This is a genomic window from Pseudoclavibacter sp. VKM Ac-2888 (genome assembly GCF_015351285.1).
Classification (GTDB): Bacteria; Actinomycetota; Actinomycetes; order Actinomycetales; family Microbacteriaceae; genus Pseudoclavibacter.
Genome location: NZ_JADKSM010000001.1, coordinates 2037020 through 2063073, shown reverse-complemented (window position 1 = coordinate 2063073; position 26054 = coordinate 2037020). Strand labels below are relative to the sequence as shown.

At 70.7% G+C, this 26054-nt stretch carries 22 protein-coding genes; 13 read left to right on the top strand and 9 right to left on the bottom strand.

What is annotated here, in order from left to right:
• The first annotated feature begins 2 nt into the window (after positions 1-2).
• From ITJ61_RS09710 to ITJ61_RS09685, 6 genes are all read left to right on the top strand, one after another.
• Entirely contained in the window at positions 3-845 is an 843-nt protein-coding gene (locus ITJ61_RS09710) for an IclR family transcriptional regulator (protein WP_104240169.1), read from the top strand.
• Positions 838-2706 carry a urocanate hydratase gene (locus tag ITJ61_RS09705; protein ID WP_323744335.1) on the top strand — a complete coding sequence of 623 codons (1869 nt, stop codon included), beginning with the start codon at positions 838-840 and terminating at the stop codon, positions 2704-2706. The genes ITJ61_RS09710 and ITJ61_RS09705 overlap by 8 nt, the downstream gene beginning before the upstream one ends.
• Positions 2699-3817 (top strand): DUF917 family protein, encoded by a 1119-nt coding sequence (locus ITJ61_RS09700; RefSeq protein WP_104298120.1) that lies wholly within the window; start codon positions 2699-2701, stop codon positions 3815-3817. The genes ITJ61_RS09705 and ITJ61_RS09700 overlap by 8 nt, the downstream gene beginning before the upstream one ends.
• Positions 3807-5114: a M20 family metallo-hydrolase gene (locus ITJ61_RS09695; protein ID WP_194686057.1), complete on the top strand. Its 1308-nt coding sequence runs from the start codon at positions 3807-3809 to the stop codon at positions 5112-5114. Before ITJ61_RS09700 ends, ITJ61_RS09695 begins: the two co-directional genes overlap by 11 nt.
• A gap of 570 nt (positions 5115-5684) precedes the next feature.
• Complete coding sequence (locus ITJ61_RS09690; protein ID WP_104240173.1) at positions 5685-6365, top strand: alpha/beta fold hydrolase; 681 nt, start codon at positions 5685-5687, stop codon at positions 6363-6365.
• 25 nt (positions 6366-6390) lie between these two features.
• Positions 6391-6882, top strand: a complete 492-nt coding sequence (locus ITJ61_RS09685; protein WP_104240174.1) for an FBP domain-containing protein — start codon at positions 6391-6393, stop codon at positions 6880-6882.
• Positions 6883-6910: 28 nt separating this feature from the next.
• On the opposite strand, the gene ITJ61_RS09680 is transcribed toward ITJ61_RS09685, so the two are convergent.
• Both ITJ61_RS09680 and ITJ61_RS09675 read right to left on the bottom strand, forming a co-directional pair.
• A complete protein-coding gene (locus tag ITJ61_RS09680) occupies positions 6911-7288 on the bottom strand; it encodes an SdpI family protein (protein ID WP_181059585.1) in 378 nt (125 codons plus the stop codon).
• 72 nt (positions 7289-7360) lie between these two features.
• Complete coding sequence (locus ITJ61_RS09675) at positions 7361-7609, bottom strand: DUF3073 domain-containing protein (RefSeq protein WP_194686056.1); 249 nt, start codon at positions 7607-7609, stop codon at positions 7361-7363.
• 225 nt (positions 7610-7834) lie between these two features.
• Between ITJ61_RS09675 and ITJ61_RS09670 the strand changes: the two genes are divergently transcribed.
• Positions 7835-8983: a flavin-containing monooxygenase gene (locus tag ITJ61_RS09670; RefSeq protein WP_181057695.1), complete on the top strand. Its 1149-nt coding sequence runs from the start codon at positions 7835-7837 to the stop codon at positions 8981-8983.
• A gap of 171 nt (positions 8984-9154) precedes the next feature.
• Here ITJ61_RS09670 and ITJ61_RS09665 read toward each other — a convergent pair whose 3' ends face one another.
• From ITJ61_RS09665 to ITJ61_RS09640, 6 genes are all read right to left on the bottom strand, one after another.
• A complete protein-coding gene (locus ITJ61_RS09665; protein WP_104307795.1) occupies positions 9155-10633 on the bottom strand; it encodes a permease in 1479 nt (492 codons plus the stop codon).
• Positions 10630-11448 carry an ABC transporter ATP-binding protein gene (locus tag ITJ61_RS09660; protein ID WP_104307794.1) on the bottom strand — a complete coding sequence of 273 codons (819 nt, stop codon included), beginning with the start codon at positions 11446-11448 and terminating at the stop codon, positions 10630-10632. Before ITJ61_RS09660 ends, ITJ61_RS09665 begins: the two co-directional genes overlap by 4 nt.
• 127 nt (positions 11449-11575) lie before the next feature.
• Complete coding sequence (locus ITJ61_RS09655; RefSeq protein ID WP_104307793.1) at positions 11576-12040, bottom strand: FluC/FEX family fluoride channel; 465 nt, start codon at positions 12038-12040, stop codon at positions 11576-11578.
• Positions 12040-12555: a fluoride efflux transporter FluC gene (locus ITJ61_RS09650; protein ID WP_181059693.1), complete on the bottom strand. Its 516-nt coding sequence runs from the start codon at positions 12553-12555 to the stop codon at positions 12040-12042. Before ITJ61_RS09650 ends, ITJ61_RS09655 begins: the two co-directional genes overlap by 1 nt.
• A 142-nt stretch (positions 12556-12697) precedes the next feature.
• On the bottom strand, positions 12698-13735 hold the full coding sequence (locus ITJ61_RS20480) for a PadR family transcriptional regulator (protein WP_104240181.1): 1038 nt from the start codon (positions 13733-13735) through the stop codon (positions 12698-12700).
• Positions 13732-14709 carry a hypothetical protein gene (locus ITJ61_RS09640; protein ID WP_181059694.1) on the bottom strand — a complete coding sequence of 326 codons (978 nt, stop codon included), beginning with the start codon at positions 14707-14709 and terminating at the stop codon, positions 13732-13734. Before ITJ61_RS09640 ends, ITJ61_RS20480 begins: the two co-directional genes overlap by 4 nt.
• A gap of 208 nt (positions 14710-14917) precedes the next feature.
• On the opposite strand from ITJ61_RS09640, the gene ITJ61_RS09635 reads away from it, so the two are divergent.
• Positions 14918-15994, top strand: coding sequence for a YdcF family protein (locus ITJ61_RS09635; protein ID WP_194686055.1), 1077 nt, complete (start codon positions 14918-14920; stop codon positions 15992-15994).
• 129 nt (positions 15995-16123) lie between these two features.
• Positions 16124-19576 (top strand): efflux RND transporter permease subunit, encoded by a 3453-nt coding sequence (locus ITJ61_RS09630; protein ID WP_228496643.1) that lies wholly within the window; start codon positions 16124-16126, stop codon positions 19574-19576.
• A 5-nt stretch (positions 19577-19581) separates the two neighbouring features.
• Here the strand turns inward: ITJ61_RS09630 and ITJ61_RS09625 are convergent, their stop codons facing one another.
• Complete coding sequence (locus tag ITJ61_RS09625) at positions 19582-20844, bottom strand: glycosyltransferase (protein WP_181063031.1); 1263 nt, start codon at positions 20842-20844, stop codon at positions 19582-19584.
• A 326-nt stretch (positions 20845-21170) separates the two neighbouring features.
• Here ITJ61_RS09625 and ITJ61_RS09620 point away from each other — a divergent pair, with 326 nt between their 5' ends.
• The 4 genes from ITJ61_RS09620 to ITJ61_RS09605 are packed head-to-tail and all read left to right on the top strand — an operon-like array spanning position 21171 to position 26039.
• Positions 21171-22442 carry a nucleotide sugar dehydrogenase gene (locus ITJ61_RS09620; RefSeq protein ID WP_219819606.1) on the top strand — a complete coding sequence of 424 codons (1272 nt, stop codon included), beginning with the start codon at positions 21171-21173 and terminating at the stop codon, positions 22440-22442.
• 23 nt (positions 22443-22465) lie between these two features.
• Positions 22466-23446: an NAD-dependent epimerase/dehydratase family protein gene (locus tag ITJ61_RS09615; protein ID WP_194686053.1), complete on the top strand. Its 981-nt coding sequence runs from the start codon at positions 22466-22468 to the stop codon at positions 23444-23446.
• The gene (locus ITJ61_RS09610) at positions 23443-25284 is read left to right on the top strand and encodes a polysaccharide deacetylase family protein (protein ID WP_194686052.1); all 1842 of its coding nucleotides are present in this window, start codon (positions 23443-23445) and stop codon (positions 25282-25284) included. Before ITJ61_RS09615 ends, ITJ61_RS09610 begins: the two co-directional genes overlap by 4 nt.
• Positions 25260-26039 (top strand): hypothetical protein, encoded by a 780-nt coding sequence (locus tag ITJ61_RS09605; protein ID WP_323744334.1) that lies wholly within the window; start codon positions 25260-25262, stop codon positions 26037-26039. The genes ITJ61_RS09610 and ITJ61_RS09605 overlap by 25 nt, the downstream gene beginning before the upstream one ends.
• Positions 26040-26054 lie beyond the last annotated feature (15 nt).

Below are 26054 nucleotides of genomic sequence, written 5' to 3'. Positions count from 1 at the left end.
CCATGAGCGATCTGCGACCGAAGGCGGACCCGAACGGACGGCCCATATCCGGGGGAGCGGCTGCCTCCGGTGGGGCTGGGGGGACCGGGGGAGCCGCGTACAAGTCGCTGCACCGTGGCCTCGAGATCCTGCAGCTCATCCAGGGCCGAGGGCGGCTCAAGATCTCGGAGATCAGCAGCGAGCTCGGCATGCCGCTGTCGACCGTGTACCGCTACGTGACCGTGCTTCGAGACGCGGGCTTCGCGATCGAGATCGACGGCTACCTCATGCCGTCGAGCCGCCTCGCGGAAAACGACGACGCCTCCCCGCACCTCGTGCGCTACGCGGCGCCCGTGCTGCGTCGCCTCAGGGAGCTCACCGGCATGACGGCGATCCTCGCCGTGCGCGTGCACATCACGGCCGTGTGCCTGGAGGTGTCGTACGCGCATCCGCAGCACCGCATCCCCTTCGGACGCGGGAAGGTGCGCAGCCTCTACGCGGGGGCGACGGCACTGCCCCTGCTCGCGTACGCGCCGAAGAAGGTCGTGCGCGAGCTGCTCTCCGGCGGCCTCCGCGCGTACACGACCGCGACGATGAGCCCGGAGATGATCGAGCCGTACCTGCGGCAGGTGCGCGCCGAGGGGCACGCCGTCTCCTACGGGCAGATCACCCCTGGCATGGTCGGCATCGGCGTGCCCGTCTTCGCAGGCGGCCGAGTGCTGTGCTCCCTGTCTCTTGTCGGTGACGAGCGGCAGACTGGGGTACTGGATGAGCGCGTCGCGCTCCTCAAGCAGGGAGCTGCAGAGCTCGCCGCGAAACTGCCGTCCAACGTCGACCTCGAAGTCTGGAGCGACCAGAGTGCCTGAAATCGCCGCGAACCCCGCAGCCCCGTCCCCCGCCTTCGAGGAGTCCGCGCCGCCCGTGTCCGGGCCGCTCGCGAGCCCCATCCTCGCGCGTGGGACGCAGCCGATCACCGCGCAGCGCGGCACGAAGCTGCGCGCGAGGAACTGGCGGGCCGAGGGCCTGCTTCGCATGTTCGAGAACGTGCTCGAGGTGGGCGAGAACGCGGCGGAGCTCATCGTCTACGCGTCGCTCGGCAAGGCCGCCCGCAACTGGGACGAGGCCTGCCGCATCGTGAACTCGCTGCTCGAGCTCGACGAGGCCGAGACGCTGATCCTGCAGACGGGCGCCGCGGTCGGCATCATGTCGACGAAGCGCGACTCGCCCATGGTGCTCTCCGCCGTCAACAACACCGTCGGCAACTGGGCGACCAGCGACCGCTTCTACGAGCGGTACCGGGCCGGGCAGACCATCTGGGGCGGACTGACGGCCGCCGCCTGGCAGTACATCGGCAGGCAGGGCGTGCTGCAGGGCACGTACGAGCTCCTCCGCGAGGTGCTGGTCCAGCACTACGACGCGCGGGCAGAGGGCCGGTGGATGCTCACGGCCGGGCTCGGCGGCATGGGCTCAGCCCAGCCCATCTCGGCGCGCATCCTCGGCCTGTCGTCCCTGACCGTGGAGATCGACCAGGTGAAGATCGACCGGGCGCTCGCGGTGGGCGGGGTCGACGTCCTCGCACCCTCGCTCGACGACGCGCTGGCGCTGCTCGAGGCGGCACGCGCCGAGGGCATCCCCGCCGCCGTCGCGCTCCGCGCCAACGCGGCGGCCGTCTTCGCGGAGCTCGCCGCGCGCGGCGTCGTCCCGGACATCGTCACCGACCAGACCGCCGCGCACGACGCGCGCTACGGCTACGTGCCCCTCGAGTACACGCTCGACGAGTGGATCGCCGCCCGTGAGTCCGAGCCGGAACGCGTCGAGGCCCTCGCACGCGCCTCCATGGCCAAGCAGGTCGAGGCCATGCTCACGCTGCAGGAACGCGGATCCATCGCCTTCGAGAACGGCAACAACCTGCGCGTGAAGGCGTTGGAGCACCTCGGCGAGAGCGAGACCGAGCGGGTCAACCGCATCCCCGGCTTCATGGAGGCCTACCTCCGGCCGCTCTTCGCGCGCGGCATCGGTCCCTTCCGCTGGGCGTGCCTGTCCGGCGACGTCGAAGACCAGCTGACCATGGATGCGCTCGCTTCCTCGCTCTTCCCGGACCGGCCCGAGGTCGCCGAGTGGCTCGCGCTCGCGGGCGTCCACGTGCCGCAGCAGGGCCTCCCCGCGCGGTCCTGCTGGCTCGGGCACGGCGAACGCTCGCGCCTCGCGCAGGCCGCGAACGAGCTCGTCGCCGACGGCCGACTCACGGCTCCCGTGCTCTTCAGCCGCGACCACCTCGACTCCGCCGGCATGACCCATCCGCGCATCGGCACCGAGGGCATGCGAGACGGCTCCGACGGCGTCACCGACTGGCCGCTCCTCGACGCCATGCTGCTCTCCACCGCCGGGGCCGACCTCGTCGCGATCCACTCGGGTGGCGGCGGCTACACCGGGTGGATGCAGTCCGCCGGCGTCTCCATCGTCGCCGACGGCAAGCCGGAGACCCTCGAACGACTCCGCCTGGCTCTCGACCTCGACACGGGGCTCGGCGTCATCCGCCACGCCGCCGCCGGCTACGAGGAGGCCGCGTCCGCCATCGCGCGGAACGGCGAGACGGGCGACGCCCCCATCGCCGCCCTCGGGCTCGCCGCGCGCGGTGCCCCCGCGTCCGCCGGGCCGGCCGCAGAAGAGGCCGCAGCGCCGGCGGCATCCACCCCCACCGACCCCGAAGGGAACGCCCGTGCGTGAACTGACCCAGGAAGACGCCGTCCACGGAGTGCTCGGAGGCGGTGTGCTCGCGTGCGGCGGCGGCGGGTGGAAGCACCACGGCGAGCTCATGGGCCGCATGGCGACCGAGCTCAACAGGCCGGTGCTCGCGGGCATCGACGAGCTCCCGGAGGACAGCTGGGTGGCGACGGTCACCGCGATCGGCGCGCCAGCCGCGAAGAACTGGGAGATCCGCCCCGTCGACTATGTGCACGCCCTGCAGGAGCTCATCAGGGCGACTGAGGTGCCCATCTCGGCCGTCATGACCGCGCAGAACGGCTACTCGACGACGCTGAACGGCTGGATCCAGTCGTCCGTGCTCGGCGTCAAGGTGCTGGATGCGGCCGGAGACGTGCGCGCGCACCCGACGGGCAAGCTCGGCTCGCTCGGCCTCGCCGAGCGGGAAGGCTACGTGGCGACGCAGGTCGTGTCGGGCGGCAACCGCGCCCTCCACGGCCACTTCCTCTCCGTGAACCGGGGCACGATCAACACATGCGACGACGTGCTGCGCGACATCTCGGTGCGCACGGGCGGCTTCATCGCCGCCGCCCGCAACCCGGTCGAGCTGAGCTACGTGCGCGAGCACGCCGCGCACGGGTCGATCTCGCTCGCCCTCGACCTCGGCAGGGATATGGCGGCGGCGCTCCGGAAGCGCGGCGCCGGGAAGCAGGAGGCGTTCGTGCAGGCAGTCGTCGAACGCCTCGGCGGCACGGTCGTCTCGCGCGGGCCGCTCGGCCTCGAGGTGCCGACCGACACGCACGGAGGCTGGGACCACGGCACCTTCCGCATCGGCGACTTCACGGTGCCGTACCTCAACGAGTACATGGCCATCGAGTCGGGCGGGGAGCGCATCGCAACCTACCCGGACACGATCATCCTCCTCGACCCGAAGCTCGGAGAGGCGGTCGCGGTGAAGGATGCCGCCGAGGGGCAGGAGGTTGTGCTCGTGTCGGTACCGGCCTCCGCGCTGCCGGTGTCGTCGTCGGCGATCGACGAGTCCGGGCTCGCCGAGATCGAGCAGATCATGGGCATCGACTTCCTGAAGTACCGCGACTCGGGACTCGTCGGCGGAACGGCCGGCTATGTCGGCTGACACCGCGGATGCGCTGCTCGGCGCCGTCGACCCGTCGCGTCTGCGGCCAGACCAGCAGCGGGTGCTCGCCGACCTGACCGAGCTCGCCGGCCTCATCGAGAGCGCAGAGCCTGGGTTCTCCCGCCGGGTGTTCTCCGACGCGTACCGTGCGGGGCGCGAATGGGTGCGCGACCGGATGCGCGCATCCGGTCTCGACGCGCACATCGACCCGGCGGGCAACGTCGTAGGGGTGCTGCGCGGCGCGAACTCGTCGCTGAAGCCCCTCATGACCGGTTCGCACACCGACACCGTGCACGCGGGCGGACGCTACGACGGCATCGTGGGCGTGCTCGGCGGCATCGAGGTCGCGCGGCGCCTGCGCGAGGAGGGCATCACGCTCGCACGTGACCTATACGTCGTCGACTTCCTCGGCGAGGAGGCGAACTCGTTCGGCGTCTCCTGCATCGGCTCGCGCTCCATCGCGGGGCTGCTCCTCCCCGAGCACCTCGAGCGCACGAACGGCGACACGGCGCTTCGGCTCGGCGACGCCATGACGGGGTTCGGCCTCGACACGAGCGGCGCCCTCGGCCAGGCCTGGGCGCCCGGGTCCCTGCACGCCTACCTCGAGCTGCACATCGAGCAGGGGCCGCAGCTCGAACGCAGCGGCAAGCAGATCGGCGTCGTGACGGCGATCGCGGGCATCGAACGCCTCACGGCCGCGTTCTCGGGCCGAGCAGACCACGCGGGCACCATGCCCATGCAGGGCAGGCACGACGCGCTCATCGCGGCCGCCGAGGCGATCCTCACGATCGAGCGAGAAGCGTGCGGGGCCCCCATCCACGGCGTGTCGACGACGGGCCGTATCGAGTCGTCGCCTGGCTCCTTCAACATCGTTCCAGACGAGGCGCGCATCTGGGCGGAGATGCGCAGCGTGGATGCGTCGTGGCTGCACGGCGCGAAGCGTCGCGTCGCCGAGGACATCGCTGCGGCCGCCGCGCTCCGCGGCGTCGAGACCGCCATCGAGTGGCTCAACGACCAGGACCCGGTCGCGGCCGACCCCGACGTGCAGCGCCTCCTCGGCGACGCCACGGACGCGCTCGGCTACACGTGGGAGGCCGTGCCGTCCGGCGCGGGCCACGACGCGGCGCACCTCGCGCACCTCGGACCCATGGGCATGATCTTCGTGCCATCGGTCGGCGGGCGCAGCCACGTGCCCGAGGAGTTCACCGAGGCCGACGACATCGCGGTCGGCATCCACGTGCTCGCGACGGCGCTCGTCGCCGCCGACCGCAGCGAGCGCCCCCTCGCCGCGAGCTGACCGCGCCGGCCCGCCCTCGCGCCCGCCCTCGCGCCCGCCCTCGAGCCCCCGCGCCCGCCCCCGCCGCTTTCAGGATGGCTTTCGCGCTTCGGGATGAGTTGCAACCCATCCGCGTGCGTGTATGTCATCCCGAAACTGCACTGGCCGCTTCGTGACGCCGCGCCGCCCCCGCCCCCGCGCCGCGCCCGCCGCCCCCGCGCCGTACGGTTTCGGGATGGGTTTCACGCTTCGGGATGACTTGCAACCCATCCGCGTGCGTGTATCCCATCCCGAAACTTCACTGGCCGCTTCGTGACGCCGCCCGCCCGCCCGAGCGCCGCTCGCAACGTCCCGCCCCCGCGCCGCACGGTTTCGGGATGGGTTTCGCGCTTCGGGATGACTTGCAACCCATCCGCGTGCGTGTATCCCATCCCGAAACTCGCGCCGGCCGCCTCGCGCCGGTCGCGCCGGGCCTGCGCCGTGCGCTTCGCGCCGCCGCAGGCCCGAGTGGAGCGAAAGCCCAGGCACGGCCCCCAAGGTGGGAGCGTGTGTCGGTCAGGTGGCCGGCGGTCGGGAACGAGGGGAACGCCCATGGCTACGTTTGTGCTCATCCACGGTGGAGGATCGTCGAGCTGGGACTGGCACCTTGTGGTCCCGAAGCTGGAGGAGGCGGGCCATCGCGCGGTCGCCGTCGACCTGCCGATCGAGGAGCCGGGTCTGTCGCTCGTCGACTACGCGGACTCGGTCTCGGCGCAGCTCGACGAGGCGAGGGGCGACAGTTCCGACGGCGACGGGCAGGGGGAGCAGCTGGTGATCGTCGGTCACTCGCTCGGCGGCTTCTCCGCCGCTCTCGTGGCTGAGCGTCTCGACGCCGACGGGCTCGTCTACGTCGCGGGCATGATCCCGAAGCCGGGCGAGACGATGCAGGAGTGGTGGACGGCGACGGGCCACAGCGCGCTCGGCGTCGATGCCGAGGACGAGCTCGTGTACTACAACCTCGTGCCGGACGATCTTGTGGTCGACGCGAAGGCGCACGTGCGCGAGGAGTCCGGCTCGTGGATGGATGCGCCGTGGCCGGGCGTCGGCCGCGAGGTCCCCACGGGGTTCATCGCGCCTGAGGACGACCTGTTCTTCCCGCTCGAGTTCGCGAAGCAGCTCGCCCGCGACCGTGCGGGGGTCGAGGCGGTCGTGGTCCCCGGAGGCCACTACGTCGCCATCGGCGCGCCTGACCCGCTCGCGAGGGCCCTCGCGGAGTTTGCTGACGGCCTCTGACCGGGAGGCTGGGTACGCTCGTCAGATGCAGCAGCTCACCGAGGCCCAGATCCGGGATGCGTTTGTCAACGCCTCGCGCAAGGAGGTCAGCGACCTGACGTTGCTGCCTGGGTTCCACGACGTGGACTGGGAGCGGCGCGACTACCTCGGCTGGACGGACCCGAAGCTGGGGCGTCGCGCCTACGCGGTGATCCCGGTGGACGGGGACCTCGTGGCGATCATGTTCGAGCGTGCGCGGAAGCTGCCGACTCGGCGCGCCATGTGCTCGTGGTGCGAGGACGTGACGCTGCCCAACGACGTCGTCTTCTACAGCGCGAAGCGCACCGGCGACGCAGGCCGTCGCGGGGATACCGTCGGCACGCTCGTCTGCGCCGAGTTCGAGTGCTCGACGAACGTGCGACGCCTTCCCACGTCGGCGTACATCGGCTACGACCGTGAGGCGGCCCGCGAGCAGCGCAAGGAGAACCTGCGGATGCGCGCTGCGAGCTTCGCGAGGAACCTGCGCGACGGGGTCTGAGCGCCATCCACCGGATGTCGCTCGGCGTCTACTTGCCGGCGACTGCCTTGGCTGCGCGGTGGGCGATGACGAGGCTCAGGATGACTCCCGTGAGCGTCGAGATCACGGCGAGGGAGAGCGCGACGAGGTACGGCGCGACGGAGTTGGCGGAGAGCACCGAGACGATCGCGAAGACGATGCCGGCGCCTGCACCGGTATTCGCCGGGCGCAGTGCCGCCTCGTGGCCGGCCCGCCAGGCTTCGTCGGATGCGCGAGTCGCTGCGGTGCGCAGACCCGCGTACCCCCAGCGATCGAGACGCCCGTCAGCTCCCCAGCGGACCGTGAGCATGCTCATGAGGTTGCCGACGACGAGGATCACTGCCACTGCGATGGCGGCAGGGAAGCTCGGGGGCTGGAGTTCGATCACCAGGTGATGAGGTCGGCTCGGAGTCAGACGAGGGCAGCGGCGGCAGGACTCCGGGGAGTCGTGCTCGCACGCTTACGCGCGCTTCTGCTCGTAGCCGCTCGCGTCGTCGTCGTCTTCGTCGGCGTCATCATCGTCGAGGTACTCGGACCACTTCGAGAGGATGTCGTCGTTGGGTTCTTCAGTGGCTGGCGGACTCGCCGGGTAGCTCGAGGAGCCACCGGAGAGTTCACGTGCCAGCGCGTCATAGTTCGTCTCATGTACGGAGTACTTGAGCTCACGGGCGACCTTGGTGTGCTTCGCCTTTTGACGGCCACGCCCCATGCGTAACCCCCTTATAATTCGGGCCGGGCAGGAATGGCCACCCGGTCGCAAGTCGTTAACGAAAATCTGACGCTCACATTACCACGGCGGCCGAGCGAATCTTCGGTGCGCCGACCCGGCCGCGTCACTCTGCGTCTCTAGACTGTGGCCTACCGGACCCGAGCTCGTCGACAGTCCGATGTACCCGCAGAGCTGCGCCCGCAGCGCCTCGACAGGAAGCCGGACGTGCTCACCGTGAAGACCGACATCGACCTCGTCGTCATCGGCGCGGGTGTGCCAGGTGTGACGGTCGCTGCGACGCTCGCCGAGATGGGCCTCCGGCCGCTGCGGGATTTCGTGGTCTTCGATGCCGAGCCGCAGCCCGGCGGATCCTGGGGACGCGGGTGGGACTTCCAGACGGTGGGGCACACGCCCCTGCTCTCCGGCCCGCCTGGGCTCTCTGAGCTGGGCATCCGTCTCAGCGATCAGGATCCTGAGGCCATCGTCCGCGACATCATGCCCCCGCTCATGCGGCGCTACGAGGATGCGTACGACCTGTTCGTGGCCCGCCCGGTGCGGGTGCTGCGCGTCGAGGCGATGCGGCGCTCGCCGTTGTTGACGCTGCACATCCAGGTGGGGGACCGCCCGCCGCGCACGATCACGACGAGGTACGTCATCAACGCGACTGGCGACTGGTCGTCGCCGTTCGTGCCCTGGTATCCGGGTGCCCTCGACTTCGCCGGCCAGCAGCTGCCGTCCGCGCACATCGAGTCGTTGGCGGGATTCTCGGGCAAGCGGGTGCTTGTCGTCGGCGGTGGGCGCTCGGCGGTGACGATCCTGCGCGAGCTGGAGCCGATCGCGGCGAAGACGGCGTGGTCGACGCGTCGTGAGCCCGACTTCCACGAGCTGCCGCGCCTCACGCTGCCGTCGCGGACCGATTCCCGGCAGCGGGAGATGGATGCACGCCACGAGGCCGAGTTCGTCCGATTCGTCGAGCGAGGGGAGCGTCTGCCGAGCGAGGTGAGCGTGCGCGGCATCCCACTCTCGAGGGGGACTCTCGCTGCGGTTCGGCGGGGGCTGCTCGTCTCGCAGGGTCCTCTCGCGAGCGTTCAGCCGGATGGGGTGACGTTGGCGAGCGGTGAGCGCTTCGAGGCGGATGCGATCATCTGGGCGACGGGGAGTCGTCCCACGATGCGCCATCTCGCGCCCCTGCAGCTGCGCGAGCAGGGCGGCATGGCTCGTCTGCGCGACGGGTGGAGTCGCCGAGACAATCGCGTCGCGCTGCTCGGCTACGGAACGAACCGTCGGAACCCGGTGGCGGCCCGCCTCGATGCCGAGCATCTCGCGGAGGGCGTCTTCGATCGCCTCGGCGAGACCCCGGCCACGGTGAAGTAGCCCCTCCTACTCCCTGCCCCTTCCCGCGCTGAAAAGTCAGCCAGATGCAGCTTCCGCCGATCGGGCGCGTGCATCTGGCTGACTCTTCCACCGGGGATCAGAGTCAGGGGATCAGCGAGTCAAGGGTTTCGGGGGCAGAGGGACCAGAGGGCGAGGCGCACCGCGGGAGCGCTAGCCGCGGTGCGCGGAGGCGAGCACCGAGGTGACGACGGGGCGCGTGCCGAGGAGCGCCAGCCAGACGGCACCGAATCCGAGCGCGAAGCAGAGGGCCATCGTGAGCATCGCGAGGGGCGCGATGATCAGCGAGGCGCCGACGATCGGCAGGATGATGGCTGCCGCGGCTCCGGCTCCTCCGAGTGCGGCGAGCAGCAGCGGCGCCCAGACCTGCACGCGCTGCGCCTGCTCGAAGACCTTGCGCGGCATGCCGGCCCTGTCGAGGGAGATGAGCAGCTTGCGCTCGTCGAGGATCGCGGCCGCCTGCGAGACGCCGACCGTGCACGCCAGCATGAGGAACGCGATGAAGAGTGTCAGGAAGACGCCGGTGCGCAGGTCGGTCATGAGGATGAGATCCTCTGCCTGCATCCCCGACGTGCCGACCATGTCGAGGAGGGCGAGGCCGCTGCCGCCGATGACGGCGACGAACGCGATCATCGCGATGCCCGAGACGCTGCGCCACGCGACGCCGGGCGTCTCGGCGAGCCGGCGCCCGCCGATGAGGCGTGCGGGTGACTTCGCGCGCTTCGCCATCTGCCGGCCGATGAGGCCGACCAGGGGGCTGCCGATGAGGTTGAGGGCGAGCATCCCTGCCGCAAGGGGGACGAGCACGGCGATGACGATTCCGATCATGCCGAAGGCCGACGCGAGTCCCTGCATCATGCCGACGAGGCCGAGGCTGATGAGCAGGATGACGACGCCGGAGGCGAGCGCGAACCACTTGACCCGCGGCTGCGTGCCGCGCTTGCGCACGCCGAGGGGCGTGACGCGCACGGCTGCCAGCCCGGCGAACGAGCTGAGGGCCGCCAGCAGGGTGATGCCGGCCGCGGTCGCGAGGAGCACCGGGAACCCCACCCAGACGGACGCCGCCCCGATGGGGGCGCCGTAGAAGTGCAGGAGCCCCACGAGGGGGAGGAGTGCGGCGTAGAGCACCATGCCGGCGAGGATGCCCGCGATGGCGACGAGCGTCGCCTCGGCGACGGCGAGCAGCGTCACGACCCTGGTGGATGCGCCGAGCAGCCTGAGCGTCGCGAGGCGATCGTCGCGGCGGCGGGCGGAGAGGCGTGCCGCCGCGACGCCGAGGGTCAGCAGCGGGACCGCGAGCAGGGTCAGCGCGAAGACGGCGAAGAAGCCGTGGGACGGCATGCCTGGCGGCGGGTTGAAGAGCATCATGGTGCCGCCGACCACGACGAGCGTGAGGGCCGTCACGACGGCGAAGGCCACGGCCGGCAGGGCGACGGCGGCGCGGCCGACGGTGTCGGGCCGGGTGAGCATCCGCAGGATCGTGAGGAGCGGGATGCGGCTGGAGCCGCGGGGCGCGGGGCTCGGGACGCTCACGGTGCCGACTGCGGACGACGGGGCGGCGGCCCTGACCTTCGCGGTCGGTCGGGTATCCGCTGCGAGGCCGAGGGGCCCGGCGTCGTGGCTGCCGTTCATGCGCGGGCCGCCGTGTCCTCGAGGAGGTACCCGTCGCGCATCCGAACCGTGCGGTCGCAGCGCGCCGCGACCTCGGGGTCGTGGGTGACGACGACGAGGCTGCGGCCGGCCCGTGCGGTCGCGGCCAGCAGCGCCGTCATGACGTCGGCGCTCGTCGCTGAGTCGAGGGCGCCCGTCGGCTCGTCCGCGAAGACGACGCGGGCGCCGGTGACCTGGGCGCGGGCGATGGCGACGCGCTGCGCCTGCCCACCGGAGAGCTCTCCGATGCGGCGGGCCTCCATGCCGGCGAGCCCCATCGCCGCGAGCCACTGCGCAGCGGCCTGCTCGGCGCGCGTGCGGTCGACGCCGCAGAGCATCGCCGCGATGGCGACGTTCTCGAGTGCGGTGAGCTCCGGCAGGAGCATCCCCTCCTGGAACACGAAGCCGAATTCGGTGCGGCGCAGCTCGGTGCGCTCCGCGTCGGACATTCCGGTGATCTCGCGGGTGCCGGCAGCGCCGTGCAGATCGATGCGGCCCGCGTCCGGCGTGACGATGCCGGCCAGGCAGTGGAGGAGCGTGGTCTTGCCCGACCCGGAGGCGCCCATGATGGCGAGCGCCTCGCCTGCCTGCACCGCGATGCTGACGCCCGCGAGGGCGGTCGTCGGTCCGTAGGCCTTGCTGAGTGAATGCGCCGTGAGCACCCCGCCGGCAGCTGGCAGGGCTGTGGATGCGCGGCCCGCCGCATCGTTCGGGTGCGGGGCGAAGCGTGGTGCGGGTGCTGCTGCCGCGTGCGGTTGTGCCGCGGCCGGTGTCTGGAAGCCTGGGTGGGAAGTCATGCTTCCAAGGTGCCCGTCTGGGGGTGCGCGCCTCGACCGCCTGCGGGCTCATCCGCCCCCGACTCTGGGAGGGTATTCGCGGGCCGGCGTCATCCGGGAGGATGACCGCTGGTGCCGCGGCCGGGGTCTACCAGCCGAGCATCCCGAGCCCGAGGCTCTCGCCGAGCAGCTGGCCGACGGTCACGCCGATCAGCGCCGCGAGCACTCCCCAGAGCATCTGGATGATCACGATGATCGCGGCCTTGCCGATCTTGCGGGCGCCCAACGCGTTCGTCGCGTCGAGCATGACGGAGCTCCACGAGCTCATGCCCCCGCAGAAGCCGGAGATGACGAGCATCGACGCGACGGTTGGAAGTGGGAGCAGCCCTGCCGCGAGGCCGGCGATGAGCGACGCGACGACGTTCACGATCATGAGCCGCCACTCCGGGGCGATACGGCGCGGTGCGGCTGCGCCCTGCGGGCTCGATGGGTGGGCGGTGGAGATCGCCGATGCCGGTTGGCGTATCCGCGGCCACCCTTCGACGGCGACGTACCGGATGCAGGCGCCGAGGCCTCCTGCGAGCCCGACCGCCAGGAGCACGAGGACGTCCATCAGCGCACCCCGCCAGCTGGCGCTCCGCCGTCGGGGCCGAACGTGTCGTGGCTCGGCGCGACCGGGCCTCGGCCCGCACCTGGCGGAGGGGAGACGCGACGGCCGATGGCTCGCCCCGCGACGATGGCGAGGATGCCGCCGACGGTGCCGGCCGCGAACGCGACGACCGCCCAGCCGGAGTTCGAGAAGACGAGGGCGAGCGCCAGGGCGATGAGGGAGAACGTGGTGAAGCCGCCGCAGAAGCCGGGGCCGAGGGCCGCGCGCAACGTGGCCAGCCGCTCCGGCCAGTGCGCTCCCGCGACGATGCCGAGCGCGAGGGACCCGGCCACGTTGGCGATGAGCGCCGCGACGATGTCGGAGTCGAGGACGTGCAGGTTCGCGGAGAGTGGCACGTACAGCGTCTGGTCGCCATCGAGCATCGACGTCGTCGTCAGGGACGTCAGCCAGACGCGCGCGAGCGTCCCGAGGGTGCCGCCGAGGAACACGGCGAGGAGGAGGCGGGCAGGCGAACGCACGCGGCAACCGTACTCCCGGGCTGGGCCGGGCGCCAGCAGCCCGCGGCGGCGGCGATCCTGCGGCGCGCCCATCGCGAGGGGCGCTCCCCGTGGTGGAGAGCGCCCTTCGCGCCTGGCGTCTGGCGTGCGCCTGGTCCGCGGCTCAGGCGTCGGAAGTGCCCCCGCCGTCGCCGCTCCTGTCGTCACGCGAGCCGAGGGCGTGCGAGATGCGCTCTCGCACTCGCTCCAGCTCCTGGTCGAGGAACGTCACGATGCCGGGGGAGAGCCGCTGCTCGCTCTGCGCGGCGCGCAGCTCCTGCCGCAGCTCGTGTCGGAACCGGTTGAGCACCAGGTCGGCCTGAGACAGAGCCTCGAGCTGCGCGCGCAGGGCGTCTCGCGGCGGCCGGCTGTCGCCTCCTGGCTCGGATCTTGAGGCCCCGTCGTCTGCCGTGCCGCTGCTCCAGACGTGCGAGCTGCTCGCGGAGGACCACGTGTCGTAGCGCCCATGCGTTCGGTGGCCGTCGCCCGCTGCCGTCGGGGCCTGCGGCGTCTGCGGCGCCTCGGGGGCTCCAGGTGCGTCTGGTCCCGCTGGGGGCCGGGGTGGGTCCTGCGGGCGCGGTTCGCCCGCGGCGCTCGAGCCGCGCGTGAATCCCGGTGGCACGAAGCCGGGCGGTGTGTCGCCTGGCGTCGTGATCGGGTTCTCGCGCGGCGCATCCCATCCCTTGCCTGCGCCGGAGAAGAAGCCACGAGCGGATGCGGCTCCCGCTGCTCCCGCGCTCGCGGCCTTCTCGAACCCGGCACGTGCATCCGGCCCGAGCTCCTGGGCGAGTCGCGCGAACTCGGCACGCAGCTCCTCGCGGGCACTCGCGAGCCCGTGGCGGACGTCGGCGGCGAGACGGCGGACCGACGAGTCGACGTCCTGCTCGATGGAGGCGAGTTCCTCTCGGCGCGAATCGAGCTCACGCCGGCCGGCTTCCGTGATGCGGTAGACGCTCTTGCGGCCGTCGTTGTGCTTGGTGACGAGCCCTTCCTCCTCGAGCTTCGCGAGGCGCGGGTAGATGGTGCCGGCGCTTGGCGAGTACGTGCCGTCGAAGCGCTCGGAGAGCGCCTGGATGAGCTCGTAGCCGTGGCGCGGCTGGTCTTCGAGCAGGCTCAGCAGGTAGAGGCGAAGGTGTCCGTGGGCGAAGACTGGCGGGGTCACGCGGTGCCTCCCGGCTGTGTGGTGTCGTTCTCGGGCTCGTCGCCCGCGTTCTCGGATGCAGGGGCCGCGGCCTCGCGGTCGCCGTCCCCGGCGGGGACGCCGTCGGGAACGGGGCTGGTCGCGATGCGGGCGTCGATGCGCTCGTCGAAGTCCGCTGGCGCATCTCCTGCCCGCGGAGTGCGGGCGGAGAGGAGCACGGAGACTCGACCGGTGACGGTGCTGATGCGCACGTCGGTGACGGCGCCCTCGGTGGGTTCGGAGCGGTACGTGGTCCCGCGCAGCGGTTCGAGGTGGAGGCCGTCGAGCTGCACTGAGGAGCCGACCGTGGAGACCTGGTAGCTGGGGTGGGTGCCGCCGGGGAGGCGCACCGTGGTGGCGCCGCTGACGGACCTGTTCGCGATGAGGCTGGGGGCGCCAGAGGTGACGTCGACGATCGTGGCACCCGAGACGGTGCTGCCGTCGAAGCTCACGAGAGATCCGGTGGCGGTGACGTCCCCCGACGCGGTCTTCACGACGGCCGTCCCAGCGTGGCCGCGGACGCTGATCTCGCCGCCGATGGAGTTGAGGTGCAGCTCGCCGCGGGTCGCGTCGAGGAACTGCTCTCCGCCCACCGTGTTGATGTCGACGCGTCCGCTGATCCCGGCGACGAGCACCTCCGCGCTGACGCCGAGCACATCGACGTCGACGCCGGCGGGGACGAGCACACTCACGACGACGTTCGGCTGGTTCCAGATGGTCTTCGCCGAAGTCTGCACGTCGGTCCAGGACAGCTGCGGATGGTCGATGAGGAGCTGGTCTCCGTCGATGGCGATCTTGAGATCGCGGCCGGTGATGCCGGACACCTCGATGCGGGTGCTCGGCTCGTCGTGCGCGAGCACGCTGATGGCGCCGCCTGCGAGTCTCGCGCGAACGCTGCGGACGGTCTGCACGTCGATGACGCGGGGTCCGTCCACGATCCACTGTTCAATAGCCACTGCTGCTCCTCGGGAAAGGGTTCTTGATGCGCGTCGGGCTTCGCGCCCGACGACTGCAAGTCACGTTATATCGCGAGTCTGGGGATTCGCGTGCGCTCGCGACTCTCTCAGCTGGCTTCTGGCGTGCGGCATACTGGGCGCACCGTCGGCGGCCCCCGGCGGGTGTGTCGCGAGGGAGCAGGACATCATCACGCAGGAACTGTCATGGGTGTCGGTACTGCTCACCCTCGTCGTCGGCGCGGGACTGGCCTTCATCGCCGTGCGGCGCACGAGGAACGAGCCTCGACGCCTCAGCAACGGCGTGTGGATCGTCGCCGCGGCCGTCGTCCTCATCAGCGCCGTCTCCAGCTTCGACGGTCAGGTGTCGATGCTCGTCAGCACGCTGACGTGGCTGCCCTTCGTGCTCTCGCCCGCTCTGCTGCTGGCGCTCATCGTGCTGCTGTACGTGAATGGGGCCCGCATGATCCGACGCGAGGGGCGCTCGCTGGGGAATCTGCTGTCCCTCGTCTTGGCTGTCATCCTGACGGCGCTGGCGGCGCTGCCGTTCGCGGCCATCCTCGTCGGCGACGATGTCTTCATCTCCATCGCGCTCCTCCTCGCGGCCGGAGCCGCCTACCTCGGGGCGGCGTTCGCCCTGTTCCTCGCCTACTCGTGGCTCTACTCGCGGCTCGTTCGCGGTGCCGTCGGCACCTGGGTCGTCGTGCTCGGCTCCGGCCTCAGCGGAGGGCGACGCGTGCCGCCGCTGCTCGCCGCGCGCATCCGGGCGGGCCTGGATGCGGCGCACCGGGTCGGGGCCTCCGTCGTCGTCATGTCCGGCGGGCAGGGCGGCGACGAGGCGCTCGCGGAGGGGCGCGCCATGCGCGAGTGGGCGCTCGACCCCGCCAACGCCGACTCCGCCAACGCCGGCGCCGACGGGCGCCAGGGGGCCGTGCGGATGGCGGGGAACGCCGCCGAGCCGCGCATTCTGAGCGAGGAGGAATCGGTCAACACCGAGGAGAACCTCCGCTTCACGATGCCGATCCTCGAGCGCGAGGGCGTCACCGGCCCCGGCATCATCGCGACGAGCAACTACCACGCCATGCGCGCCGCGATGCTCGCGAGGGAGCTCGGCATCGATGCGCAGGCTGTGCAGGCACCCGTCGCCCGCTACTACTGGCCGAGCGCGATCCTGCGTGAGTTCGCGGCGATCCTCAGGCGCTACTGGCTGCTCAACCTCGTCGCCGGGGTGCTCTTCGCGTTCCCCATCCCCGCACTCAGCCTCTGGGTCGCGCTCGGCAACGGCTGATCCCGCCATCGGTCGGCGCGGCTGATCGGCGAGCGCGACCCGAACCGCGGATTCGGGACGCACTCAGTCAGGGTCCCGGGCTGTGTCGGTGGTGCGTGCGACACTGACGGAGTGCACAAACTCGCTGAGATGAGCTTGAAGAACCGCGCGCTGATCGCCCTCGTGACGCTCTCCGTGCTCCTCTTCGGCGGACTGTCCATGACCTCGCTCAAGCAGGAGCTCATTCCCTCGGTCTCCCTGCCGATCGTGTCGGTCGTGACGAGCTACCCGGGCGCATCGCCGGAGATCGTCGACGAGGACGTGTCCAGGCTCGTCGAGACCTCCCTTCAGGGGCTGCAGGGGCTCTCCTCGACGCAGGTCACCTCCAGCGCGAACCTCTCGTCGGTGACGGTCGAGTTCGAGTACGGCACCGACACCGTCTACGCCGAGCAGCGCATCCAGCAGGCGCTCAACCGCATCGAGAGCCAGCTGCCGGAAGGTACGGAGACGACCGTGCTGAGCGGCTCGATCGACGACTTCCCGGTCATCCAGATCGCGGCGACGGGCGGCACGAGCACGGAGGAGCTCGCGGCCAGCCTCGAGAGCTCGACCGTGCCAGGGCTGACCGAGCTCGATGGCGTCCGAGAGGCGGCCGTCAGCGGTGCACCGGTCTCCCGCATCGAGATCACGCCAGACCAGGCGGCGCTCGCGGGGGCGGGAGCCAGCGTCCAGAGCATCCGCGACACGCTCGACGCGGCAGGCACGCTGATCCCCATCGGACAGATCACCGAGGGTGACGACGCCCTCACCGTGCAGGCCGGAACGCTGCTCGACAACGTCGACGCCATCGCCGCCCTGCCCCTCAGCGGGGCCGCCCCCGCCACGACGACCCTCGGCGACGTCGCGGCCCTCGAGCTCGGGCCGGAGCCCGCGACCTCCATCTCCCGCGTCAACGGCGAGGACGCCCTCACGGTGTCCGTCACGAAGCTCGCGAACGCCAACACCGTCGAGGTGTCGCAGGCGGTTAGGGACGCGCTCCCGGCGCTGCAGGCATCCATCGGCGGGGGAGCGACCCTGCAGATCGTCTTCGACCAGGCCCCGTTCATCCAGCAGTCCATCGACACCCTCGTCGTGGAAGGCCTCCTCGGCCTTGTCTTCGCGGTCATCGTCATCTTCGTCTTCCTGCTGTCCTTCCGCGCCACGCTCGTCACGGCGATCTCCATACCGACCTCGCTGCTCGTGACCTTCATCGGCCTGCAGGCCGCCGAGTACTCGCTCAACATCCTCACGCTCGGCGCCCTCACCATCGCGATCGGGCGAGTCGTCGACGACTCCATCGTCGTCATCGAGAACATCAAGCGGCACATGTCGATGCACCCGGATGCGAGCCTGCGCGGCACCGAGCGCGTGCGCGTCATCACGGAGGCGGTCCGCGAAGTCGCGACCGCCGTCACGAGCGCCACGATCGCAACCGTCGCCGTCTACCTACCCATCGCATTCGTCGGCGACATCTCCGGAGAGCTCTTCCGTCCGTTCGCCCTCACGAGCGTCATCGCGCTCCTCGCGTCGCTCCTCGTCTCGCTCACGATCGTCCCCGTGCTCGCCTACTGGATGCTCGGAGGGCGGCATCGCAAGCGCCGCGCCCGCGTCGGCACGGCGGAGACCTGGGCCGGAGGCGGCACCCCCGCAGGCGAGGCCGCCCGAGCCCGCGAGGCGGTCCTCGCGAGCGAGGCCACACGCAGCTCGGGCAGCGTCACCGCGCAGGAGCCTCTCCCCGCTGCGGGCGGCGATGAGGCTCCCATCGAGCCGGTCCGCGTGCGCCCGCGTCGAGAGCGTGCCAAGCGCGACGCCGGTCGGTTCGCGCCGCTCGGACTGCGCAGCGACGACGAGGACCTGCACCCCCGCCGTGCGCTCCGCCGCCAGGCGGAGCAGGAGGCCACCGCAGTCGGCCGCGCGGAGAATGGCCCCGACTCCGAACTCGCCTCGTCGAGTGAAGAGAGCAGCTGGCTGCAGCGCGGCTACGAGCCGGTCCTCGGCTGGACCCTGCGCCGCCCCTTCATCACGCTCGGCGCGGCGCTGCTCATCCTCATCCTCACGGGCGCACTCGCGCCGCTCATGAAGACCAACTTCCTCGGCAACACCGGCAGCAACAGCTTCACGGTGACGCAGACCCTCGAACCCAACCTCACGCTCGCCGCCTCCGGCGAGGCCGCCTCCCAGGTGGAAGACCTCATCAGGGCCAAGGAAGGCGTCGAGACGGTGCAGCTCACGATCGGCGGAGGGGGAGCGGCATCGCTCTTCACCGGCGGCGGAGCCTCCCGCGCGAGCTTCTCCGTGACCACCTCAACCGACGCCGACTCCGACGCCATCCAGGCCGAGCTCCGCGAGGAGCTCGACGGCCTCGAGGGGGCAGGCGAGATCTCCGTCGGCGGTGGCGGCAGCGCCGGATTCTCGAGCGCGATCAGTGTCGACCTGACCGCACCGGATGCCGAGACCCTCCGCCAGGCCAGTGACCAGGTCGTCGCCGTGCTCGCGGGAGTCGAGCAGCTCGGCGAGGTCACGAGCGACCTCGACGAGACCCGACCGTTCGTCGAGATGGACATCGACCAGGCTACGGCCGCCCAGTACGGGCTCAGCCAGACGGCCATCGGGGCGATCGTCGCCCAGCAGCTACAGCCGACCCCCGTCGGCTCGCTCACCGTCGACGGGTCCAGCGTCCAGGTCGTGCTCGTCGGGTCGGAACCGCCGGCGAATATCGATGCGCTCCGAGCCACGAGCATCCCAACGGCCCTCGGCCCCGTCCCGCTCACGACGCTCGCGAGCGTCGAGATCGTCGACGGGCCCGTCTCCATCTCGTCCGAGCGCGGGGTGCCACTCGCCTCCGTCACCGTCGTGCCCACCGACGACAACCTCAGCTCGGCGAATGCGCTCATCACCGAGCAGCTCGACACGATCACCCTGCCAGAGGGCGCCACGGCCGCCCTCGGCGGCGTCAGCTCCGACCAGGCGGCCGCATTCCAGCAGCTCGGGCTCGCGCTGCTGGCTGCGATCCTCATCGTCTACATCGTCATGGTGGCCACCTTCAAGAGCCTCCTGCAGCCGTTGCTCCTGCTCGTGTCCGTGCCGTTCGCGGCGACGGGCGCGATCCTGCTGCAGCTCGCGAGCGGTGTGCCCCTCGGCGTCGCCTCCCTCATCGGCGTGCTCATGCTCATCGGCGTCGTCGTGACCAACGCCATCGTGCTCATCGACCTCGTCAACCAGTTCAGGGAGCGGGGCCTCGCCGTGCACGAGGCGATGCTCGCCGGAGGCGCCAGACGTGTCCGTCCCATCGTCATGACCGCGCTCGCGACGATGCTGGCACTCACCCCGATGGCACTCGGCATCACGGGGCACGGCGGCTTCATCTCGCAGCCGCTCGCGCTCGTCGTGATCGGCGGGCTGCTTTCCTCCACGGTGCTGACGCTGCTCGTCCTGCCAGCCCTCTACTCCGTTGTCGAAGGCCCGCTCGAACGCCGACGAGCCCGCCGTGAGGAGCGCATCGAGCAAGAGCTCGCCTCCGCCGAACACGACGAGGAGCGGAGCGCCGCGCCACCCCAGCTGTAGCGCACCTAGCGGCGAACGGGACTCCGCCAACGGCCGTCGCCGCTCCGGCGCAGGCTGAGCAGGGCGGCCTGCAGGCACAGCAGCGCGTCCAGCCAGCGGAGAACGGGCAGAAGGGGCGCCCATCTCAGGAATGCGAGTCGCCGTGAGATGCACAGGGCGACGAGCGTCAGCGCCAGGTCCGCTGCGAAGAACGCGGCGAGCAGCAGGAGCGCGGGAAAACGTGCGGCGGCTTCCTCGAGCGACGGGCACGCGACCACTTCGGGGAGGCCGACCGTGAACGACGCCAGCACCAGGAGGGGAGCCAGGGCGATGAGCAGGGAGCTGATCGTGATCTCGACCACCGACGCCGCGGCCAGGGTGCCGAAGCGCGGCTGCATCCGCGAATGGCGCCGGAGGGTCTGCCAGAAGCCGAGATTCCAGCGACGCACCTGCGCGATGTAGCTTCGAAGCGTGTCCGGGTCCTGCGTGTACGCCGTGGCCACGCGTGGGTCGAAGGCGATCCGGCCGAGCCGCTTCGCGTGCACCTCGAAGGTCATGTTGAAGTCCTCGATCACGAGGCCGGGTGCGGCGATGTCGAGCTCGGCGAGGATGCGCGTGCGGTACAGCGACGCGAAGCCGGGCACGATCATCACGGCGTTGGCGAAGCTCGCGGCCTGACCGAACTTGAGCAGGTACTGCATGACGACGTACATGCGGTCGCGGTGGGTGATGAGGAGGTCGCCGAGACGCGAGGTCGGGCCTGGGAAGAGTGCGGTCCTCGCCGTCCCCGCGACGGCGACGACACGCTCGTCGGCGAAGAGCGGCAGCGCGGAGTCGAGGTAGTCCGGGCCGAGGACGGTGTCGGCGTCGAGCAGCATCACCACCTCGAACCGATCGGCGAGCCTGAACCAGCGGATGGCGTGCTCGAGTGCCCCCGCCTTGCCGCGGTTCGGTGAGATGTCGACGACGTTCGCGCCTTCGGCTCTCGCGATGGCGGCGGTCGAATCGTGGGAGCCGTCCGAGGCGACGAACACGTTGGAGCGCGGGACGTGCTGACCCGCCGAGCGCACGGTGCGCTGGATGCCGCGTTCCTCGTCGTGCGCGGCGATGAGGATGGCGACGTCCCTCGGTCGGAGGGCTGTGCTCGTGAGGGTCTGCGGCACCTCGTGCAGGCGAAGCCGTCGCTCGCGAAGGGCGCGCACCGCGGAGACCGTGGTCCAGAACGATGCGTTGGCCCCGACGAAGAGGAAGACGACGAGCGCCACGAGGAGGATCGCTGGGTTCGACACTGCAGAAGTGTATCGAGCTGGGGGCTTCTCGGGTCGAATTTGGACTTCACTTATTGGGGACTTCTCCCCATGTCGATGCGTGCGCATCGGAATACTCCCGCACTCGATGCGGTGGTTCGGAAACCCAGACAGGTGGCCCACATTCCGAACGTTTTTGAGGCATTCACGGCGAAGTTGCCCCTTTGCGCGCCCCGTTCCGACGGTAGCCTCGGTTGCAGAGCTGGTGGATGGCCGGGGGATTCGTAGCCTGCCAGTCTCTGTTCACATCGTCGCGAAAGGGGCGTCAATTGTCGCGCGTCAACACAGTGCTCACCGATCCACCGTCCGTGTCCCAGGTCTGGGACTTCGATATCGCCATCGTGGGCCTCGGCTACGTCGGCCTGCCCACCGCGCTCGCCTTCCGGGCAGCGGGCTCCAGGGTGCTCGGCGTCGACGTCGACGAGTCGAGGCTCGCCTCGGTGCGAACGGGGAGCGTCGACCTCGTCCCCGGAGACCAGCTTCGACTCGGAACCGCGAACGCCGAGCCCGAGGGCTGGTGGCTGACCTCCGACGTCGCATCGATCAGTCGGGCGCGCGCCGTCATCGTGTGCGTTCCGACTCCCATCGACGCGCACGCGGTGCCAGACCTCCACGCGCTGACGTCCGCCTGCTCGGCGGTGCTCGACGCCGCCGTGCCAGGTCAGCTCCTCATCCTGACCTCGACGTCGTACGTGGGCTGCACCAGGGACCTGCTCGTGCATCCGCTCATCGCCAGGGGGCTCCAGCCGGGGGTCGACGTGCACGTCGCCTTCAGCCCCGAGCGCATCAACCCCGCCGACGAGGCGTTCGGCCACGAGGAGGTGCCACGCGTCGTCGGCGGGTTCACCGCGAGCTGCACGGAGCTGGCCGCCGCCACGCTCGGCCAGTACGTCGACTCGCCGCACCTCGTCGAGACGCTGGAGATCGCCGAGGCGTCGAAGCTCCTCGAGAACTCCTTCAGGGCCGTGAACATCGCCTTCATCAACGAGTTCGCGAGCGTCTGCCGAGAGCTGGGCGTCCCGGTCACCGAGGTCATCGACGCCGCCGCGACGAAGCCGTACGGCTTCATGCCGTTCCGGCCGGGGCCCGGTGTCGGCGGGCACTGCATCCCGTGCGACCCGCACTACCTGCTGTGGCAGCTGCGGGCCGATCGGGTGTCGTCGCCGATCCTCGAGGAGGCGATGAACGCTCTGGCGCACCGGCCGCAGCGCGTCGCGGCTCGAGTCGGGTCGATGCTCGCCGCCGCCGGTGTCGTCGCGAGCCGTGCCCGTGTGGTTGTCCTCGGCGTCGCCTACAAGCCGAATGTCGCCGACGTCCGCGAATCGACGGCGACCGAGATCATCCAGCTCCTGAGCAAGCAGGGGATGCATGTCTCGTTCATCGACTCGCACGTGCCGTCCATCCGCCTGGCGGACGGGCAGCTGCTCGCGGCGAGCAGCCAGGAGGAGCTCCTCGACGCCGATCTCGTGCTGCTCCACACGCGCCACGAAGACACGGATCTCGCCTGGCTCGGCGAGCACCAGTGCGTCCTCGACGCCACCTACACCCTGCCTGCCCGCACCGGGCAAGCGCTCATCTAGCAGAACGAAGGACACACCAGAACATGAGAACTCTCATCACGGGCGGGGCCGGGTTCATCGGCAGCCACCTCACCGATCTCCTCGTCGCGCGCGGCGACGAGGTCGTCGTCCTCGACGACCTCTCGACCGGCTGCGTCGACAATCTGGCGACCTCGATCGACTCGCTGCAGTTCGTCGAGGGCAGCGTGCTCGACGCGGACCTCGTCGACTCCCTGGTCGCTCGTGCAGACCGGGTGTTCCATCTCGCCGCCGCGGTGGGCGTCCACACGATCCTCGGGGAACCGCTCAGGAGCCTGCGCACGAACCTGCACGGCACGGAGAACGTGCTGGAGGCGTCGCTCACGCACGATGCCGAGGTCCTGATCGCGTCGACGAGCGAGATCTACGGCAAGAACACGGCGGATGCGCTCAGCGAGGACGCCGACCGGATCCTCGGGTCTCCGCTCACCGCGCGGTGGACGTACGCCGCCGCGAAGGGGCTCGACGAGTCGTTCGCCCACGCCTACGCTCGCGAGCACGGACTCCGGGTCGCCATCGCGCGCCCGTTCAACACGGTGGGCCCCAGACAGACGGGCCGGTACGGCATGGTCGTGCCGAACCTGGTCAGGCAGGCGATCGCCGGTGCCCCGCTCACCGTCCACGGTGACGGCACGCAGACCCGGTGCTTCGGCTACGTGGGTGAGGTGGCCCCCGCCCTCGTCGCCCTGCTCGAGGAGCCGCGTGCCCACGGGCGCGCCGTCAACCTCGGCGGCGCTCGCGAGGTGTCCATCCTCGAGCTCGCCGGCATCATCCGCGACCGTACGGAGAGCGAGAGCGAGGTGACGCTCGTGCCCTACTCGGAGGCGTACGGCGAAGGGTACGAGGACATGCAGCGGCGAGTCCCGAACAACCAGCTCGCGGCTGAGCTCATCGGCTACGAACCGCGTCTTCCGCTGGAGCGGATCGTCGACGCGGTCGTCGACGGGGTGCGTGGCCGCCTGGAGCGGGCGGGGAGTCGCGCATGACGCGCGCGCTGAACGTCGCCCGCCGGCGCCCGATGCCGCTCCGTCTCGCGGAGCATCTCGCGGCTCCCGTCGCGATCGTGGTCTCGCTCGTGCTCGCGACGGGGGCCGGGGCGGCACCCATCAGCCCGTCAGCACCGGCTGCGGATGCGCTTCCCGTGGTCTCGCTCACCTTCGACGACGGCAACATCGACCAGCTGCTCGGCGTGGACATCCTCGACCGCTACGACCTGGACGGCACGTTCTTCGTGCAGAGCGGTGCGCTCAACACCGATGGCTACTTCTCCACCGGCGACCTCACGCGTCTCAGCGCCGCGGGACACGAGATCGGCTCGCACACGACGGGGCACGTGGACCTATCGACCATCAGCAAGGACGAAGCCGTCCGGCAGGTGTGCACAGACCGCGCGAACCTCGCCGACCTGGGCTTCGTCACGACGAGCTTCGCCTACCCGTTCGCGGGCTTCAGCGAGTCGGCGAAGGCCGCCGTGCAGGAGTGCGGCTTCTCCAGCGCGAGACTCCTCGGCGGCGTGGAGTCGCACGAAGGGTGCAACGGCTGCCCACCGGTCGAGAGCATCCCGCCTCTCGACGCCTTCGCGCTGCTCGCGCCGGCCCAGGTCACGGAGACGTGGTCTTTCGACGACCTGAAGTCGCTGGTCGTCCAGGCGCAGGCCGCGGGTGGCTGGATGCCGATCACCTTCCACCGGGTGTGCGAGACAGTCGGCTGCTCCAGCATCGGGGTGACGACCCAGACCCTCGAGCAGTTCGCGAGCTACCTCCGGGACGAAGCCGCCGCGGGTCGAGTCGCGGTGAAGACCGTCGACGAAGTCATCGGAGGCGAGGCGAAGCCCGTTCGGCAGGGCGACTGGCCTGTCGGCCAGACCGCGAAGGACGGGAACCGGGTGGTGAACGCCCAGCTCGACGACTGGACGACAGGTGCATCCGCACCGAGCTGCTGGACGCCGAATACCTGGGGCGCGCACACCGCCAAGTTCACGCGCACCGCGGACGGCGGCGGCCTGACCGTCGCGGTCAGCGACTACGAGAGCGGTTCTTCGTCGCTCATGCCGAACCTCGACCTCGGCGAATGCGCGCCAGCGGCCGAACCCGGAGCCGTGTACGACTTGAGCGCGACGTACGCCTCGACCACCGCCACGCAGTTCGCGGTCTATCTCCGTGACGCACGTGGCGCGTGGCGCTACTGGGACTCCAGCCCGTGGTTCGATCCGAGCGCGTCCGCGTCCACCGCCACCTGGACGACGCCGCCCGTGCCGGCAGATGCGACGGCCCTGTCGTTCGGCCTAACAGTGTTCTCGAACGGCTCGCTCACCCTCGATGCCGCATCGATGGTCGGGTCCGGGGCCGTCGAGCCGACCCCGGCCGCGACGCCGACGCCGACTTTGACGCCGACGCCGACTGCGACGCCGGCTGCGACGCCGACGCCGACGCCGACTGCGACGCCGACCGCAACCGCCACGCCGGTTGCGACTGCGACGCCGACTGCGACGCCGACCGCAACCGCCACGCCGGTTGCGACTGCGACGCCGACGCCCACGGCAACTCCGTCGACATCGGCGACATCCACGCCGACCGTGACGCCGAAGCCGCCGGTGAAGCCGAAGCCGCCGGTGAAGCCCAAACCGCCGGTGGACCCGAAGTGCACCAAGCCCTGGCCCGTCCACGACGCGGGCCACCACCACCACCACCACACAAGCTGGGGCTCCTACCTCAACCCAGCGGGCACGTCCTCCTACGATTCGTACCCGAAGCACTCCTTCTCTGACGGAGGGGCCACCAAGCACGGCTGGCCGTCCAAGTGCAAGCCACCGCGCTGGTGGTGACGAGGAGGCGCATCGCGAGAGCCTCCGGTATCTCGGCGGCGCTGCTGATCCTCCTCAGCAGCGCCGCTTGCGCCGGGGGCCAGGGCACCCCGTGGGGAGCGGGGCAGGGTCGGGAGTATCCGCTGCACACGGACATCACCGCGACGACCTTCTGGGTCGGGGAGGTCTTCGACGCCGACGCACCTGACGGCAGCCAGGTGTACTCGACCTACGACAAGGACTGGTACGCGAGCTACGGCGGCTGCGACGGGGCCGTGGTCGGCGGCGTGTGCCAGACCGAGCCTCGCTCCGCGGCGAACGGCTACTTCCCGACACGGATGACGGCCGAGGAGAACCCGTTCTACCTGGACCTGCCGTTCGATGACGTGAACAACGCGTCGGCGGCCTGGATGCGGCAGCGAGTCGTGCCGTGGGCCGGGGACGCCGCGTACTCCCGCGGGCTCGAGGATCCGTCGTTCAGCCTCATGAAGAACCGGTGGGTGCAGCTCGAGCACGACGGGCGGACCTGCTACGGCCAGATCCAGGACGCGGGGCCCGGCGAGTACGACGACGCCGAGTACGTCTTCGGGGCGCACGACGCGAGGCCCGCGAACGAGCGGTACGGCGGCGCCGGCATGGACGTCTCACCCGCCCTCAACTCCTGCCTCGGGTTTGCCGCGACCAACGGGGTGGAGGGCGGCGTCTCCTGGCGATTCGTGGACGAGGGTGACGTCCCTGACGGCCCATGGTCGCTGCTCGTGACGACCTCGCGATAGCGACGGGCTACCCGG

What these genes read in the sequence shown, in the direction of transcription:
- ITJ61_RS09710 (WP_104240169.1), top strand. Translation starts at nt 3, where the DNA reads ATGAGCGATCTGCGACCGAAGGCGGACCCGAACGGACGGCCCATATCC.
- ITJ61_RS09695 (WP_194686057.1), top strand. Translation starts at nt 3,807, where the DNA reads ATGTCGGCTGACACCGCGGATGCGCTGCTCGGCGCCGTCGACCCGTCG.
- ITJ61_RS09690 (WP_104240173.1), top strand. Translation starts at nt 5,685, where the DNA reads ATGGCTACGTTTGTGCTCATCCACGGTGGAGGATCGTCGAGCTGGGAC.
- ITJ61_RS09685 (WP_104240174.1), top strand. Translation starts at nt 6,391, where the DNA reads ATGCAGCAGCTCACCGAGGCCCAGATCCGGGATGCGTTTGTCAACGCC.
- ITJ61_RS09675 (WP_194686056.1), bottom strand. Translation starts at nt 7,609, where the DNA reads ATGGGGCGTGGCCGTCAAAAGGCGAAGCACACCAAGGTCGCCCGTGAG.
- ITJ61_RS09665 (WP_104307795.1), bottom strand. Translation starts at nt 10,633, where the DNA reads ATGAACGGCAGCCACGACGCCGGGCCCCTCGGCCTCGCAGCGGATACC.
- ITJ61_RS09660 (WP_104307794.1), bottom strand. Translation starts at nt 11,448, where the DNA reads ATGACTTCCCACCCAGGCTTCCAGACACCGGCCGCGGCACAACCGCAC.
- ITJ61_RS09655 (WP_104307793.1), bottom strand. Translation starts at nt 12,040, where the DNA reads ATGGACGTCCTCGTGCTCCTGGCGGTCGGGCTCGCAGGAGGCCTCGGC.
- ITJ61_RS09630 (WP_228496643.1), top strand. Translation starts at nt 16,124, where the DNA reads ATGAGCTTGAAGAACCGCGCGCTGATCGCCCTCGTGACGCTCTCCGTG.
- ITJ61_RS09615 (WP_194686053.1), top strand. Translation starts at nt 22,466, where the DNA reads ATGAGAACTCTCATCACGGGCGGGGCCGGGTTCATCGGCAGCCACCTC.
- ITJ61_RS09610 (WP_194686052.1), top strand. Translation starts at nt 23,443, where the DNA reads ATGACGCGCGCGCTGAACGTCGCCCGCCGGCGCCCGATGCCGCTCCGT.